General features: G+C 40.3%; 13 protein-coding genes. 7 read left to right on the top strand and 6 right to left on the bottom strand.

Annotation, left to right across the window (positions count from 1 at the left end):
* The first annotated feature begins 251 nt into the window (after positions 1–251).
* The 6 genes from ATS76_RS05960 to ATS76_RS05935 all read left to right on the top strand — a co-directional run bounded on the left by ATS76_RS05960 (position 252) and on the right by ATS76_RS05935 (position 5912).
* Complete coding sequence (locus ATS76_RS05960) at positions 252–938, top strand: TorF family putative porin (RefSeq protein WP_006794238.1); 687 nt, start codon at positions 252–254, stop codon at positions 936–938.
* A gap of 169 nt (positions 939–1107) precedes the next feature.
* Positions 1108–1773 carry a hypothetical protein gene (locus tag ATS76_RS05955; protein ID WP_058551423.1) on the top strand — a complete coding sequence of 222 codons (666 nt, stop codon included), beginning with the start codon at positions 1108–1110 and terminating at the stop codon, positions 1771–1773.
* A gap of 265 nt (positions 1774–2038) precedes the next feature.
* The gene (locus tag ATS76_RS05950) at positions 2039–2752 is read left to right on the top strand and encodes a YIP1 family protein (protein WP_058551422.1); all 714 of its coding nucleotides are present in this window, start codon (positions 2039–2041) and stop codon (positions 2750–2752) included.
* A 55-nt stretch (positions 2753–2807) separates the two neighbouring features.
* Positions 2808–3974: an efflux RND transporter periplasmic adaptor subunit gene (locus ATS76_RS05945; protein WP_058551421.1), complete on the top strand. Its 1167-nt coding sequence runs from the start codon at positions 2808–2810 to the stop codon at positions 3972–3974.
* The gene (locus ATS76_RS05940) at positions 3974–4681 is read left to right on the top strand and encodes an ABC transporter ATP-binding protein (RefSeq protein ID WP_058403577.1); all 708 of its coding nucleotides are present in this window, start codon (positions 3974–3976) and stop codon (positions 4679–4681) included. The genes ATS76_RS05945 and ATS76_RS05940 overlap by 1 nt, the downstream gene beginning before the upstream one ends.
* A complete protein-coding gene (locus ATS76_RS05935; RefSeq protein ID WP_006794233.1) occupies positions 4674–5912 on the top strand; it encodes an ABC transporter permease in 1239 nt (412 codons plus the stop codon). The genes ATS76_RS05940 and ATS76_RS05935 overlap by 8 nt, the downstream gene beginning before the upstream one ends.
* A 13-nt stretch (positions 5913–5925) precedes the next feature.
* Here ATS76_RS05935 and ATS76_RS05930 read toward each other — a convergent pair whose 3' ends face one another.
* From ATS76_RS05930 to ATS76_RS05915, 4 genes are all read right to left on the bottom strand, one after another.
* Positions 5926–6255 (bottom strand): Bor/Iss family lipoprotein, encoded by a 330-nt coding sequence (locus ATS76_RS05930; protein ID WP_058403579.1) that lies wholly within the window; start codon positions 6253–6255, stop codon positions 5926–5928.
* Positions 6252–6563: a Bor family protein gene (locus ATS76_RS05925; protein WP_058403580.1), complete on the bottom strand. Its 312-nt coding sequence runs from the start codon at positions 6561–6563 to the stop codon at positions 6252–6254. Before ATS76_RS05925 ends, ATS76_RS05930 begins: the two co-directional genes overlap by 4 nt.
* 172 nt (positions 6564–6735) lie before the next feature.
* The gene (locus tag ATS76_RS05920; RefSeq protein WP_058551420.1) at positions 6736–10314 is read right to left on the bottom strand and encodes an ABC transporter permease/M1 family aminopeptidase; all 3579 of its coding nucleotides are present in this window, start codon (positions 10312–10314) and stop codon (positions 6736–6738) included.
* A 9-nt stretch (positions 10315–10323) separates the two neighbouring features.
* Positions 10324–11205, bottom strand: coding sequence for an ABC transporter ATP-binding protein (locus ATS76_RS05915; RefSeq protein WP_058551419.1), 882 nt, complete (start codon positions 11203–11205; stop codon positions 10324–10326).
* A gap of 187 nt (positions 11206–11392) precedes the next feature.
* Here ATS76_RS05915 and ATS76_RS05910 point away from each other — a divergent pair, with 187 nt between their 5' ends.
* Positions 11393–12070: a nitroreductase family protein gene (locus ATS76_RS05910; RefSeq protein ID WP_058551418.1), complete on the top strand. Its 678-nt coding sequence runs from the start codon at positions 11393–11395 to the stop codon at positions 12068–12070.
* Here the strand turns inward: ATS76_RS05910 and ATS76_RS05905 are convergent.
* Both ATS76_RS05905 and ATS76_RS05900 read right to left on the bottom strand, forming a co-directional pair.
* Positions 12063–13136, bottom strand: a complete 1074-nt coding sequence (locus tag ATS76_RS05905; RefSeq protein ID WP_058551417.1) for an efflux RND transporter periplasmic adaptor subunit — start codon at positions 13134–13136, stop codon at positions 12063–12065. The two genes, ATS76_RS05910 and ATS76_RS05905, sit on opposite strands and share 8 nt — an antisense overlap.
* Entirely contained in the window at positions 13126–16401 is a 3276-nt protein-coding gene (locus tag ATS76_RS05900) for an efflux RND transporter permease subunit (protein ID WP_058551416.1), read from the bottom strand. The genes ATS76_RS05905 and ATS76_RS05900 overlap by 11 nt, the downstream gene beginning before the upstream one ends.
* Between the last annotated feature and the right edge of the window lies 1 nt (position 16402).

Raw genomic sequence — 16402 nt, 5'->3', positions numbered from 1 at the left:
GCAGCTTGATTATTTTATGCACCAGCGATGTGCGAAGAAACATTCCCTCCTTGTAATTAAAAATACACAACCAAAACACAACCTGCTGTTAATAAACAATAAAATTTAAATTTCAAACAAAATAAATCAAGCTGGCATACACAGTGCAATTCTATTCTCAGTTAAACAATAAAAACGCATAAATCAAAAGGCTACGGTCATACATAATAAAAGCCTTCCTATGCAAAAAATCATATAACGGGAAATGGAACATGTTAAAACTAAAAAAAACAATCGCTTTTAGCGCCGTGGCATTAATGGCTGCAACGTCACTTACATCAACAGCAGTAAATGCTGAAGTATCTGCGAATGTAGCAGCTACCTCAAATTACTTATGGCGTGGACAAGAACAAACTGGCGGCGACGCTGCTATTTCTGGTGGTATTGATTACGCTGACGAATCTGGGTTTTATGCTGGTACATGGGTATCTAATGCATCTTGGGCTGACGAAATGACCTACGAGCTAGATTTTTACGCAGGCTTTGGTGGCGATATTAGCGAAGGTGTTAGCTACGATGTAGGTTACATTTATTATGCTTACCCAGACGCGGCATCAAGTGCTGATGCTGATTTCTCTGAAATTTACGGTAGCATCAGTGTTGAAGGGTTTACCTTTGGTGCATCAGTGCTTGCTACGTCAGCGGCAAGTGGTGACGGTACAGACTTTGGTGACTCACTTTATTTAACAGCTGATTACGGCTTTGCTGTAGGCAGTAATGGTACAGAAATGGCTTTACATATAGGCCATTACTCGGGTGATTTCATTGGTGACGAAGACATCATTGATTACGGTGTGTCTGTATCAAAAGATGGATTCACATTTGGCGTATCAGACACTGATATGGACGAGTCAGATGTAAAAGTTTACGTTGCTTACGCTGTAGACTTCAGCCTATAAACAAACATGTGTTACTTGCTGCAACTGAAGGGCCATTTGGCCCTTTTTTTATACTAAGGTAAATTTGTTTAAGTATTCATGATTGTATAACTAGAAGGTAGGTTCTTACTATGTTAAGTTGAATTGGACTTTTCAAAGCTTAGGCTTTTGATTACTAAGGACAGTAAAAATGAAACATAAAGTGTTAATTACTATTTCTGTTGTTGCAGTTAGTTTTGCGGTTATCTTCACGTTACATTACTCACCAGAGCCTAATCTATCGGTTCAACAATCAGCTATCGAATCCAACAAAAACATCCCAGTAATTGATATGAAGCCCATACAAACTTTATCGACAGGTAAAAACGTGTTGCCCATCACCGATAAAAGCAATTCTATAACACAAGAACAGTTAGATAAACCAGAGCAACAAGTCTTAACTGCTGAAGTATTTTCTGATGAGTTTGTCTCTACCGAAAATGGCAAAGAGTTTGTGTCAAAAAAAGCATTAGATGACGTATTCAAAAATGACACTTCACTATTACTGCAACGCATGTCTGATATTGAATACTCTGAAGTTGCCCAGATACGTAAAGATAAGTTAAACGAATTTATTATAAATGAATTAAAAGACGTTACCATTTTACAACAAGACCTAGAGTGTGCAGGAAAGGTTTGCGCGATAGAACTTACTTATACGCAAAGTAGTAACCAAGCATCTATTGACACCCTTTCAAGCTTTTCTAAAAACTATTCTTTTCAGCAATTCACTGAAACCGAAAGTGGTGATAAAAAACTAAAAGCATTGTATATCGCAACAGATAACCCTAGCAGTCTGAGTTTATCTGATAGCTAATTAAATAAATGGCTGTATTTGCATTAGATACAGCCATAATAACGTGATTATTAAGCCCCACTCCTGATTAGGTCAATCATATTAAAACCACATAGCAACAATAGGACTTGTAATACGTCTATTACTTATTACTTTTACAATGCCCACCTTTGTTAACAATCGGTTACAATTGAATAAAATTAGTACATACTTTTTCCTATATTATTAATCTATCCATTGGTATCACGTGTTTACCAAATCACATATAGGTTATTAAGGAATAATAATGAAGTCACCTAACGCATTTAGCGCCCTACTCGATATTTACATTAGCCCAAGTAAAGCTTTCAATGGTGTTGAACACGCCAAAGGTTGGTCATGGCTTGCTTTTATAGCAATCTCTTTAGTTTCAATGACGAGTATTTATATTTTTTATTCTACCGTTGATATGCAGTTTTTGATTAACGAGCAATTTGCAGCTGCAAGTGTTGATGCAACAATTGGCGAGCAAAAAATGATTCGCCAAAGCATTGAACAAAACGCCGAAATACAAGTATGGATTAGCATGATATCAATCGTATTAGGTACTGCAATCATAGCCGCGATAATGGCTGTGTATTATATGCTCATTGCTAAATTAGACCCAGAATCAGAGCACAGCTATGGTGCTTGGTATGGTTTTACTATTTGGACAATAATGCCAAATATTGTTTTAAGCTTAGGTACACTAGCGCTTGTACTTAGTGCAAGTACCGATCAAATATCTCAAACAGCAGTATTTAACTTTGATTCAATTAATCAGCTTGTTGTTGGGTTAGAACCCGGCAGCCCATTTTATACATTACTAGAATCATTAAAGCTAAGTAGTCTTTGGGGGATTGGACTAGGAATGGTTGGCTTAAAATGTTGGACAAATTTTTCAACAAATAAAGCGTTACTTTTCTCGGCGCTTCCAACATTGGTTATTTTTGGTATTTGGGCAATTATTGCTGCAATGTAATTAATAAGCAGAGGTATTTTACCTCTGCGCTACTTATTCACGGACAGATGTATATATGAAAAAAGCAATAATAATAACGATAGCTGTAGTCGCGTTTATAGGCCTAATAGTTTCTAAGCAAGTAACAGATGATAAAAAGCAAGCACTAGTAAATATTGCACAGGTTGAGCAAGGGAATATTGCTGATTCAATCATGGCGTCGGGCAATCTAGTTTTTAATACCCAAGTGCAATTGCGCTCTGAGGTAACTGGTCGTGTCGATAAGGTTTTTGTAGAAGAAGGGCAAAGCGTTAAGCAAGGGGATATTTTAATGCGCCTTGATACAACGGCCTTCGAATCAGAAGTAAACCGAAACCAAGCTGTTCTTCGTGCAACCGAAATTGAAATAAAACATAGCCAAACTCGTCTTGCTAATTTAGAGCGTCAATTAAAAAGGCAAAAAGAGCTATACGATGTTGGATTAGGAAATCAAGAAAGCTTTGAAAATATAGAAAGTGCTCGCGATCTAGCAAAAATAGATATCGAATCACGCAAAGAGTCATATAACCAAGCGCAAGCGTCGCTTCAAATTGCACAAGATCGCCTAAGTAAAAGTGTATTTAGAGCGCCAATGAGTGGCTTACTGGCATCGGTTAATATTAAAGAAGGTGAAACAGTTATTGCAGGCACAACTAATATTATTGGTTCAGACCTTATGCTTGTTGCCGACCCTAGCGCTATTTTAGCAGAGCTTAGAGTTGATGAAACAGATATAGCCAGCATAAAACTAAATCAACAAGCCGATATTTATGCCGCAGCCTACCCTAACAAACCATTTAGCGGCAAAGTGATTAATATTGGTACATCAGCTAAAAACCAACCAGGTTCGCAAGGGCTTTCTTTTAGAGTTAAAGTATTATTAGACCCAACAGATCGCCAGCTTTATGCGGGTATGAGCTGCCGAGCAGAAATTGCCACCAGTATTGCCGAAAATGGTTTAAAGCTCCCTATTGAAGCAATACAAAAAGAAGAGGGTAAAACCTTTGTATGGCGCTTAAATAGCAATAATACCGTCAGTAAAGTAATAGTAAGTGTTGGTATTTCGTCTGACATTGAGCAAGCTATAACAGAGGGGCTAAGCAAAGGCGATAATGTGGTTATTGGCCCCGCTCGACCAATTAGCAAGCTGCAAGAAGGCGATGTTGTTTCACTTAAAAATGATGCAGACGAGGAAACACTATAATGTCTGCGGTAATTAAGTTAGAACACATTAACAAACAATATGTAATGGGCGAGCAAGTATTTAAAGCGTTAGATGATGTAAATATCGTCATGAATGAAAATGAATACGTAGCCATTATTGGCCCTTCAGGCTCAGGTAAATCAACTTTAATGAACTTACTTGGCTGCTTAGATACACCCACTAGTGGCGATTACTTTTTAAAAGATAAACTTGTAAAAAGTATGACCGAAACCGAGCTTGCGCATCAACGTAATGAAAGCGTCGGATTTATTTTTCAAAGCTTTAACTTATTGCCTAGGGCAACTGCACTTGAAAATGTAATGCAGCCCTTGGTTTATCGTTTTATACCCGCAAAACAACGCAAACAAAAAGCACTTGAAGCATTGCAACGCGTTGGTCTTGGCGACAAGGTTGATCACCTATCAAGTCAGCTTTCGGGTGGGCAACGTCAACGTGTAGCCATTGCTCGCGCATTAGTAACTAAACCACATATTTTACTGGGGGATGAACCCACTGGTAATCTTGATAGTAAGACCACAGCAGAAATAATGACCTTGTTTGATGAACTGCATAATGAGGGGCACACTATTATTTTAGTGACCCACGAGCAAGAAATTGCAGACCATTGCCAACGGGTTATTCGCTTAGTAGATGGTAAGGTCGTAAGTGACGTAAAAAAAGGCGAAGGAGAAAAACAACATGTTTAAATCTGCCATTGCCATTATGGAAGGAACAAAAGCAGCATTAATGGCTATTAAAGCCAATGCAATGCGCAGTGCGTTAACGTGCTTAGGTATTATTATAGGTGTTGCAGCAGTTATAACTGTGGTTGCAGTAATGCAGGGCTTTACTAAACAAATTAACGATCAACTTGCTGACATGGCACCCGACGTAACATCAATCAAGCCATTTACAAGTATTGAGCAAGAAATGGTTGGCAAAAACGCAAAGCTGACTTACTCCGATTTTCTAACACTAAAAGCACGTATAAAAGAAGCCGAAACACTGACCGCACTTATGTTTACGTGGCGTTTTTCTGGTGGAGCTGAATACGGAAATAAAAGCCATTCATCACGCGTGATGGGAACCGAACAAGATTACCAAAAAGCATACCGCACGTTTCCAGAATTAGGCCGCTTTATTCGCGCGGAAGATGACGAAAAACGCCGTCGGGTTGCGTTTATTGGTCCTTCTATTATTGAAAAGTTAAATTTACCCGATAACCCCGTAGGCGAATATATCAAACTTGGTGGCGAATGGTTTAGGATCATTGGAGTAGCCGAAAAACAAGGTAGCTTATTTGGCTTTGATCAAGATGATTATATAAATATTCCGATCAGTACCATGAGCGCGTTAGAGGGTGCTAGCAGCACGAGTAACGTGCAAATAATGTTTAGACTTAAAGAAGGGGTCGATGAAGAGCTTACTTTAGCTAAAATAACTCGTATTTTACGCCAATTACATAAATTAAAAGACGGTGAAGAAAACGACTTTGAATTTGAAACCGCTGAAAAAGCCCGTGCTAATGTTGATAAGTTTACAGGTAGCGCCACGGCTATCACTGCTGGTATTGTTGGTATAAGCCTTGTTGTAGGGGGGATTGGCGTAATGAATATTATGCTGGTATCGGTGACTGAACGTACCCGAGTAATAGGCACTCTTAAAGCATTGGGCGCAACACCCGGCTTTATTATGCTACAGTTTTTGGTGGAAGCCGTAGTGCTATCGTTATTTGGCGGACTCATTGGCTTAGCTATAGGTTATGGTGCTGCCGCATTGATTTCGTTTATGGTTCCCAGTATGCCGGATGCTTACATACCTGGTTGGGCTGTGATGCTGTCGTTCGGTTTTACGTCACTTATCGGTATTATATTTGGCTTAGCCCCTGCTATTAAAGCGGCAAGGCTAAACCCTATTGAAGCATTACGATACGAATAGTTGGCATCAATCGCTACTCAGCTTTAAAAGGTACCTTAGTGCAGCTTACTTCAACTGTTTTAGGGTACCAAGCTGGGCCTACCTGATTAACTACAATCTCCGCCACTCCATTACTAAATGACTTATAAGTATGCACCGTCTGCCATTGTCCTTGCGGGCAATGCTCACTCAAATCAACCGCATCAGATCCCTCATACAAAGCTAAAGCAAAATTATGATGCCACTGAGAACTATTATGTGATTGATTGTTAACTTTTTCAGGTACACCATTATCAAAATAAATATTTGTGCAACCAGTTAACATAGCAAATGTAATACTGCCTAAAATTAATTTAAGATTCATAACGCCTCCTGCGTATTTTGCTCTTCACACCATACTTTTACTGTGTGTGGTGAATAAATACCAAGCGTAATTAAACTCAACGCACCATCGCTAAATGTTTGCTGCGACTGCATTTGAGCAGCTTGTGTATCTGTACAAATCTGTTTTACATCCACGCGTTCCTCCCCTACTAACCCCCATAAGTAAAATGGACGGCTATCCTCATAGGTTGCTTTACTTGTAATTTTTGCGATAGCGTGTGGCTGTATGGTAACGGCAGAACAGGCGCTTAAGCCTAATACTACAAACCCCATTATTAATGATTTCATGTTTGTCCTTACTTGGTACTCACTTTCAGTAAATAAACTTTACAGTAAACCAGGAACTTAATGCGTAAGAAGCTGTGTGAAAAATGTAGCCAACCTTACAGATTTCAAACAGTTTTTTACACAAAAAAAAGGCCACAAAATTGCGGCCTTTGAGTAAATGTTGTGTCAGCTATTAAAACTTAGCCAAATTATTTACATTGTCTTTATCAACCAGTTTTACGTACGGATCGACTCCTGCAAATAAAGGTTTTTCTTTTACCTTTAACTCAATGATATTAGTGCCTGTTACTATTTGGTGTTTTTGTGAGTAAATCACAAAATCTTCAGCGAGTAGGTTTTCAGGATCATCGCTAAACAACACAATATCAATTAACTCGTCGAGTGGCTGTTCTGTTTCTTCACCTTGACCATCAGCACGTTGCTTAACAGCTTCAACGTTTAACGTAACGCTATAAAAGCCATCACTGTCGGCTTCGTCTGAAATTGAAACCTCTTTCATTTCTAGCTCATACAAAGTGATATATTTAAACTGATCATCAATAAAGCTTTGCTCAGCTTGCGTTGCGTCTTGTTTTAAATAACTGAGTAAATCAAGCGTTGTTGGGTATGGCGTTGACTGGTATCTAAACTCATTTAAAAATGCCTTAAGGGCAGCGTTTAAACGTTTTTCACCTAAGCGATCATAAATCGCCATCATCACCACAGATCCTTTATTGTAATGAAGGTATTGCTGGGCTTGTGTTTTATATAGCGGCATTTCTTCAAACGCTTCCCCTGTACGGCCCATTAAGTATTTGTCTAGCTCGTATTTTAAAAACTTACGTAGCTTCTCGGCGCCAAAGCGTTTTTTTAGCACCATAAGCGCACTGTATTGGGAGAGTGTTTCTGATATAACGGCACTCCCCTCTACATTAGCACCTGATACTTGATGTCCCCACCATTGGTGCGCCACTTCGTGTGCGGTTACATAATAAGGAAGGTCAACTTTACTCTCATCCCTCAAATCTGTAACAAAACCAATACTTTCTGAGTAAGGCACTGTATTGGCAAAACTTTGCGCAAATGAGCGATATTTAGGAAACTGAATGATACGTAACTGCTTATGCTGATATGGGCCAAATGCTTGCGTATAGTAATCTATCGAGTCTTGTACCGACTCAATCATACGATCAACATTCCATGCATGATCTTTGTGGTAGTACACCTCAATATTAACACCGCTATGCTCAACCTTTTTACTTTCAAGCTCTGCCGAAAGCACAGAATAAAAATTTAAAATGGGCGCATCCATTTCATAAACAAAGGTGCGGCGTCCATCTTTTACACTTTCACCTTTTAAGTAACCAGGTGTAATAGCAAATTGCGACTCATCGGTCGTTACCGTTGCCTTGTAGCTTATAAACCCATTAGCAGGACCCAAGTCACTTTGTGTATAGTACCGGCTATCTTCTAGTTTATGTGCACGTTCAAGTTCAGGTAAATCGTGCTTACGACGCTCATACTTATCCGCAATTTGAAAATACTTTTGATAACCAAAATTCGGTAATAGCTCCAAATTATTTATAAAAGTACCGTTATGCACGAGCTGAGTATCTGAAAACCTATCAACAAAACCGTTATGTTCACGAGCAACTGAAAGCTCACCTTTGCGAACTTCATTAGGCATTAGCGGTTGTTCAAACTCAAACCATACCATGTCAAAGTCAGGTAAACGCTCTACTATTTTGCCGCCCGCCATTTTTACATCCCAGCTTTTAGCTTGGTTTGGCTCGTTGATTAATACACGGGTTATTGGCTCGTTTGCGTTATTGGTAAATTTAATGTTAGCAACAGCGGTTAAAGCACGCTTTTTAGGGTAAATATCAATATGTAAATCGACATCGGTTATTACAGGCAGTGGCAAATCTTTGTATTGTGAAAATTCTTGTTCATACCTTACTTGTAAAGCTTCGTTATCATCACTTGTTACAAACTCGTTGATTACTCGGGTGTTGTAATAAATATTGTAACCCGCCCCCACAAATACTAATAAACTTATAACGGCTACAATCTGGCCTTTTAAAGACATGTTGTAACGTATTAAAGATAGGCGAGTGCGCAATGTTTGCGATGGACCGCGATGCCATAAAGCAAACCCAACAATAGCCAAAAATATACTTAACGCGCCCCAATATAGAGTGTACCAATGCGCGCCTTGTAAAAAGTGTCCGTAACCATTTATATCAGAATACGGTACGCTACTACTTTGTGAGAAATGATACATGTGATGTTCAAACCCATAAGCACCCATTACCATTTGGGCGATGTAATACAGAATAAATAACCCCATACCTATGTATTTATTAGGGCTAATTATTTGTAAAAAGAACGCCAAAATAGCCATCATAATTAAAGGCAGTAATGTAAGATAACCTAGTCTAAATAAGTACTGCCCAAGCTCTAGATTAAATTGCCCTTTAAATAGTTGCACCGCAATGGTAAACATCATACCTATTAAATAAAGACCACACACCGCAGTGATTAGCGCAATAATTTTAGATACCCAAAACACACTGTTATGAACCGGGAAGCTGTCAACAATATCACCCATACCACTGTGGCGTTCTCGCCAAACTAGCTCAGCGCTGTAATAAGCAATAATAATAAACATAAACAAAGCGGAGGAGTTTTGAATAATGCTCACCATATTTTGCGTAAGCGGCCAATCCGTCGTGCCATACGCGCCAATAGGCGCAAAGAGCGGCACAAGCAACATAGTAATACTTACACCCGCTAAAATCATAAAAGGAGCACTTAATATAACCTGCTTAAGCTCAAATAAGCTGCGCATTACTAATTGCGACTGCGTATTGACCCCTTTTGACTTGTAATTTTTAGCGCTGCTAATAAGTGCTGCCTGTTTGTTTTTTACAAACGTAGAAACAGCAAATTGCTTTTTCTGTTTTTTACTTACTACGCGACTACCTAACTTTCCAAGACCAAAAAACATTGCAACACTTATTGCCACCCACAATATACGGTTAACTAAAAGGTCACCTGTGAGCGTTAGCACATCTGTGTTTTTATCACTCACAGTCCAGTAACGCGTCAAATCAATTAAAGACCCCAAGCCAAATGGGTCGGCGTAAACAACTATATTTCTAAATGCTAAATCATCAAAATAAGCACTGGCTATTTGATAAGTTATAAAAACAACAACGGCCGTTACATATACCGCCATCATGGTTTTAAAATAAACCGCCACACTATTAAAAATAGCACTGAGCACCAATAAGCTTGGCACCGCTAAATATAAAAAAGGCGCAGCGTAATATATAAACTTATTAGGGCCTACTAGCTCACTATCGAGCCAGCCAACCAACAAGCCAAATTGAGATCCTAAAAACACGCCTAGTGGCACAGTTAAAAAAACAACGAGCACAACCAAGTAAGCACCAAAAAAACGTCCTGATTGATAAGCAAGCGGGTTAACGGGCTTGCTAAACACCAGCTCATCCATTTTGGTCTCACTATTGCGAATCGCTGAGCTTGCAACAAAGTTAACCACTAAAAACATAGCAAGCGTACAAAAGGTAACCGTTAAAACCATAATGGTATAAGGCGAGTTCATATGAACATTAGCCCCACCTAACGGAAACTTACTACTGGAGCTTAAAAAAAACGCCATAAAAAAGAAGATTAATGAGGTTACATAAAATGAAGGCTGGCGCACAAAATAGCGCAGCTCAAAAGCGAGCATATTAAAAAACATAGCGCCCCCTTATGCTACTTGGCTGTTACGATGATTAAGCAACGTAGAAAAATACACATCTTCTAGGTTTGCACTGCTGAGCTCAAAACCTTCAGGGGCTTCATTGGCTAATACATGTAATATGGTTTGCCCAGCAAATAAGCGTTTTGAAATAACAGGCAGTTGCGGCTCAAGCTCTAGCGCTTCTTCTTGGCTCATGGCTTTGCGCCAAATTTGGCCTTGGAGTTTATCGGTAAGGGCAATGGGGTTACCCTCTAATAATATTTTTCCGCCTGCCAGTACTGCCATGTTTGGGCATAGTTCAGCAACGTCTTCTACTATGTGGGTTGATAATATAACGACTTTTTGCTCACCTAAGCTTACTAACAAGTTATGAAAGCGATTTCGCTCTTCAGGGTCTAGCCCTGCAGTTGGTTCATCAACAATTAGTAAATCAGGGTCACCTAGTAAGGCTTGTGCAATACCAAAACGCTGGCGCATACCGCCCGAAAAGCCACTGACCGCTTTTGAGCGATGTTGATATAAATTAGTATGTGCAAGCAAGCCTTCCACCGACTCTTTACGCTCGCCTTTGTTATGAATGCCCTTTAGAACAGCCATATGGTCCAGCAAGTCGTAAGCACTAACACGTGGGTATACACCAAAATCTTGCGGTAGGTAACCTAAACGTTGGCGCAAAGCCTGTGGGTCTTTGAAAACATCAATACCATCAAAGGTAATTGCCCCCGAATCGGCAGATTGCAACGTAGAAATAGTACGCATTAATGATGACTTACCGGCACCATTTGGCCCAAGTAGCCCAAACATGCCTTTACCTATTGATAAATCAACACCTTGCAGAGCGTGCACGCCGTTGTCGTAGGTTTTTGATAACCCTGTTATTGATAGCATTTTTTACTTCCTTGAATTGTAAGTATTATTTTTATACTGTTTTATACCACATTAAAAACGGGAACATAAGTTACGCTGTGGCCAACTTTGTAACAATAAATAAACAGCAACACACTCTAATAACACTTGCTTAGAAGTGAGCCTCTCGGTATAAAAACCACACACTTTTGATAAGAAGCGAAAAGCCATGCAAGAACATAAAAACCAGCCATTGACCGATTTCATAGAATACCCACAGGATGAAATGTTAGCCCGTGCAAATGAATTTTTACAAACAAGCCAGCGCCGCCATAGTATTCGTAGCTTTAGTAACCGCCCAGTGCCAAAAGAGATTATCGAAACCTGTATAAAAGCAGCGGGTACAGCACCCAGTGGTGCAAACCACCAACCTTGGCATTTTGTAGCTATTAACAGTAGCGATGTAAAAAAACAAATACGCGACGCGGCTGAAAAGCTAGAGCGATCTTTTTACGAAGGGCGAGCAGGCGATGAATGGTTAGATGCATTAAAGCCTTTAGGCACCGATGCTAACAAACCCTACTTAGAGCATGCACCTTGGCTTATTGCTGTATTTAGTCAAAAAAAGGGCGGTGTGAGTACCGATGATAAAAATACAAATTATTATGTGCATGAGTCTGTTGGGCTAGCAACGGGGTTTTTAATACAAGCTCTGCACCGTGCAGGCCTTGCAACACTGACCCACACCCCAAAACCGATGAGCTTTTTAACGGACATTTGTGACCGAGATAAAGACAACGAACGCCCTTACATGCTATTAATTACAGGCTACCCCGATGAGCATGCAACAGTACCAATGCATGCCCTAGATAAAAAAACGATTGATGAAATAGCCAGTTTTATTTAATACTTTGCAAGGGAGCATAATCAATAGCCAGTACATCCCCTTCTTTCAGGCCAGCAACAACATGCTGCTTATTATTTACCCTGGCGCCTAAACGGACGAAACGTTTAACTAGCGTTTCGTTTTCCAACACATACACCATGCTTAATTGACCAAACTCATGCACCCAGCTTGCCTCAATTAAAATACCTTGAGCGTTTTTTGTGGGCAATTGTAGCTGTGCGTAAAGCCCAGGGATCAAGCCTAATTGTGTATTCGTGTCTAAACGAATAAGTAAGCTGCGCGCGCTATTGTCCGCAACAGGGACTATTTCACTCACTGTAGCCGAAATAGTTAAATTGAGCGATGGCAGTACTACGTTTAAGTTATCCCCTAGTTTTAATTTTACTGCTTGTTGTTCACGTACATTAAATTCAACCTGTAATTGCAATGGGTTATATACAGTAATGAGTGGCTTACCCGGTGTTGCGGTATCGCCAGGCTCTGTTAAGCGCTCAACCACCACACCCGAAATGGGTGCCGTTATTTGAGTATAATTTAATGCCACTTTGGCTTGTGCTTGTTGCTGCTTAGCGGCGGCTAAATTAGCCGTGAGGTTATCAAATTTAGCTTTAGCGTCATCTACTTCGCTAACAGATACTAACCCTTTAGCATTTAAGTTAGTCAGTCTGGCTAATTGCTTTTGAGCTTGTGTCAACGATGCTTGCACGGCGTTAATATTAGCGTCGCTTTGTGCCAACGCCGCTTTAAAATCATCTTGCTTGAGGGTAATAAGTAAATCGCCCTTAGTGACTTTATCGCCCGCTCGTACCTTTAACTGCTCAACCTGCGCCATCACATTTGATGAAATTTGCGTATTTTGTTTTGCTATTACACTACCCGGCACCTGCTCACTACCGGTAATGCTTTGCAGCGCAATGGTGACGCGCTCGCCCTGATAATTACTGTGTTGTGATTCTTTTAACCCTGCGCTTTTCTGGTCAGAAAAAATGCCAGCCATATAAAACACAGCCATAATAATTACCAATAAAGCGATTAAAGCGCCTAATAGTTTTGATTTACCCTGCATGCGCTTCACCCTCTGAACTTGCAAACACTAAATAATAAACAAGCGGTACTACAAATAACGAAAATACAGTAGACGCCACAATACCAAAAATTATCGCAATCGCGAGCCCGCTAAATACAGGGTCTAGTGTGATGACTAAGTTACCCAATAAGGTCGTTCCTGCGGTTAATAATACAGGACGCATACGCACTGTTCCTGCAGCAACCAGCGCATCTTTTATAGCCATGCCTTGGCCTCGTGCTTGATTAATAAATTCAACTAAAATAAGCGAATTACGAACCACAATACCAGCAAGGGCAATCATCCCAATCATCGCTGTGGCGGTAAATAGTACCGGCTCAGGAGCGCCGGCTATAACACGCTCTCCAAACTGATTTAAAAACCAAAAGCCTGGCATAATACCTATAACAGTGAGCGGAATAGCCGACATAATAATTAGCGACAAGCTCGCAGATTGTGTTTGTACACGTAAAATAATAAATATGGCACTAAGCGCAAAGGCAAATGCAATTCCCATATCCCTAAACACATCTATGGTAATGCGCCACTCTCCCTCGCCACTAAAGTTAGCATAAGTGCCTTTAGGTAACTGCCATGGCACAGTACCGCCATTATTAAAAAAGTGGCGGTTTATCCACGGTGTTTTTTCAAAATAGTTATCCTCGGCGTTAAAATCAGCATTTACGTCTGCAATAACTTCTGCTGGCGTTCGCCCGTTTAGCTCAGCCATAACATAAATTACATCGCGTTGATCTTTACGAACCCGAATGTCAGCAACCTGATGTTGCGTAAATTTACCTAACTCTGAAAGCGACACTAATGGCCTTGGTGCACTTTGTAAGCCAAATTCATTGCTGGTTTTAGCTAAATCTCTATCACCCCTGACTTGCAGTGCAAGCAATTGCGAAATTTGATTACGCTCGCTGTATGGTAACTGTAATTTAATATCAACAGGCTCTGTTTCGTTACTTACGTAAAGCACACCCACGGTTTCACCTTGCGTGGCAACACTTAACGATTGAGCAATATTTTGAGTGGAAATGGCACTGAGTGCTGCTTTGCTCTTATCGGTTACAAAACGCTGCAAAAGTGAAGGTGCAACCAAAGAGGTATCCACTTCAACTACGTGTTGCTCTTGCTTTAAACGTTCAGCTAATTGTTTAGCTGCTTGGTAATGAGTTTGCTGATCAACAAAATCATCTCGGTAAACCTCAGCAACTAAAGTACTTAATACCGGCGGCCCAGGAGGCACCTCAACAACTTTTATTACTATGCCTTGTTTTGCTAAAGGTGCGAGCTGTTTACGTAAGCGCATAACCACAGCATGTGATTGCTGCTCGCGCTCAGACTTATCAATCAATAACACTCTTAGCTCTGCTAAATGTGAAGCTTCACGGCGATAATACCCACGTACCATCGCATTAAAATCCATACTTGAAGGCTTACCAACGTACGCAGCTATTTCACTTACTTCGTTTAATTGCCATGTGAGTGTTTGCACCTGTTGAGTAAAGGCAGCAGTTCGTTCTAAATGTGTTCCCTCTGGCATATCTATTAATACTTGTAGCTCGTTTTTATTATCAAACGGTAATAGCTTTAAAGGCACTAAACGCATAACCGGTAGCATGGCGCTTATAATAAACAAAATTAATGTGCCCCATAATACCCATTTTGCACGCTGCTTTGAGACAAGCAATGGGCTTAATAACGTTTGATAAATACTTATTTTTGGCTCAACTTCTGTGTGGGTATCTGTATTGGGCTTGAGTAACTTCATAGCAAGCCAAGGCGTTACAAAAAACGCCACAATGGTAGACACCATCACGCTGATTGGAACGTTAAATGCCATCGGTGCCATGTATGGCCCCATCATGCCGGTAATAAATGCCAGCGGAATAAATGCCACCATAATAGTCAAGGTAGACATCAGTAACGCACCGCGAATTTCGCTCATTGCGCCAACTATTTGCTGTTTTTTGTTGCCTTTTTTATTTAAAAAACGGCTTATATTATCAATCCCTGTAATTGGGTCATCGACCAATAATCCTAACGATAAAATAAGTGCAAATAACGTTACTCGGTTAATGGTATAACCAAACGCAAAATCCAGTGACAGTGTAATGCCATAGCAAATAGGGACCGCTAACCCAACAACAATGGCTGGTCGCCAACCCAAAAATACCCCAACAAATATCACCACCGTAAATACTGCAAACACCAAGCTTGATGTTAAATTATTTACTTTTTCATCGGCGGTCTGCCCGTAATCTCTTAATACCGAATAACTCACTTCGGGCGGTAAAAGCGTGCCTGATAACTCAGCCATCATTTGATGAACATCGTTTGCAACCGCCACAGCATTCGTGCCTGTTTGCTTAGCCACACTTAATGTGACCATAGGTGAGTGTTGCTCATTAGAAGATTGTGCAAGCCATTGGTAATGTTCAATCTCGCCAGGGCCGTCAATCACGTTTGCAATATCAAGTAAGTAAACACTTTTACCATTTACTACATTAACTACAAGCTGCTCTACTGCAGACTTATTACGTAAAACGTCACCCGCTTGCAAAGCTATTTTTTGCTGACCATTTACAACACTGCCTAGTTGCGTAAGTTGATTAGATACACTTAATGCATAAAGTACATCGCTTATTGTCGTTTGGTGAGCAGCCAACGCGCTGGCGTTTAAATTAATAGTGAGCGTGCGTTTACGCCCAGCAATCACTTTTACCTCGCTGGTGTTTTCAATACGTTGTAAAGCACTCGCAATTTCGTTTGCAAATCGTGTTAATTCGTAATCGCTATAGAGTTGTGGATCTTTGCTGTACAGCCCAAGCATAACAATGGGAACATCATCGACCTCAACGGGACGAATTTGCCAGTGTTCAATAACAGAAGGCATTGTATGCTGGTAACTATTAAGCTTGGCGTAGGTATCTAAAATAGCTTGTTCGCGATCATGGCCCACCTCAAACCTAAGTGTCACCACGCTAGCGCCAGTTTGTGTGGTTGAGTAAATATGTTCAACACCGCCAAGCTGGGCAAGTAACTTTTCAAGAGGCTGAGTCACCAGCCGGGTAACCTCGGGCGCTTCTACATTAGGAGCCGATACATATATATCAAGCATAGGCACCACTATTTGCGGCTCTTCCTCGCGAGGCGTTTGTTTTAAAGCAAACAGGCCAAACAAAATTGATAACACAAAAATAATAACCGGAATACGACCCGTTAAACTGCTTTTTACTGCGTTATCAATCATGTTCATT

The organism is Pseudoalteromonas sp. 10-33 (assembly GCF_001469195.1).
Classification (GTDB): Bacteria; Pseudomonadota; Gammaproteobacteria; order Enterobacterales; family Alteromonadaceae; genus Pseudoalteromonas.
The sequence above is the reverse complement of the archived record's forward strand: the minus strand, read 5'-3'. Positions and strand labels throughout refer to the sequence as shown.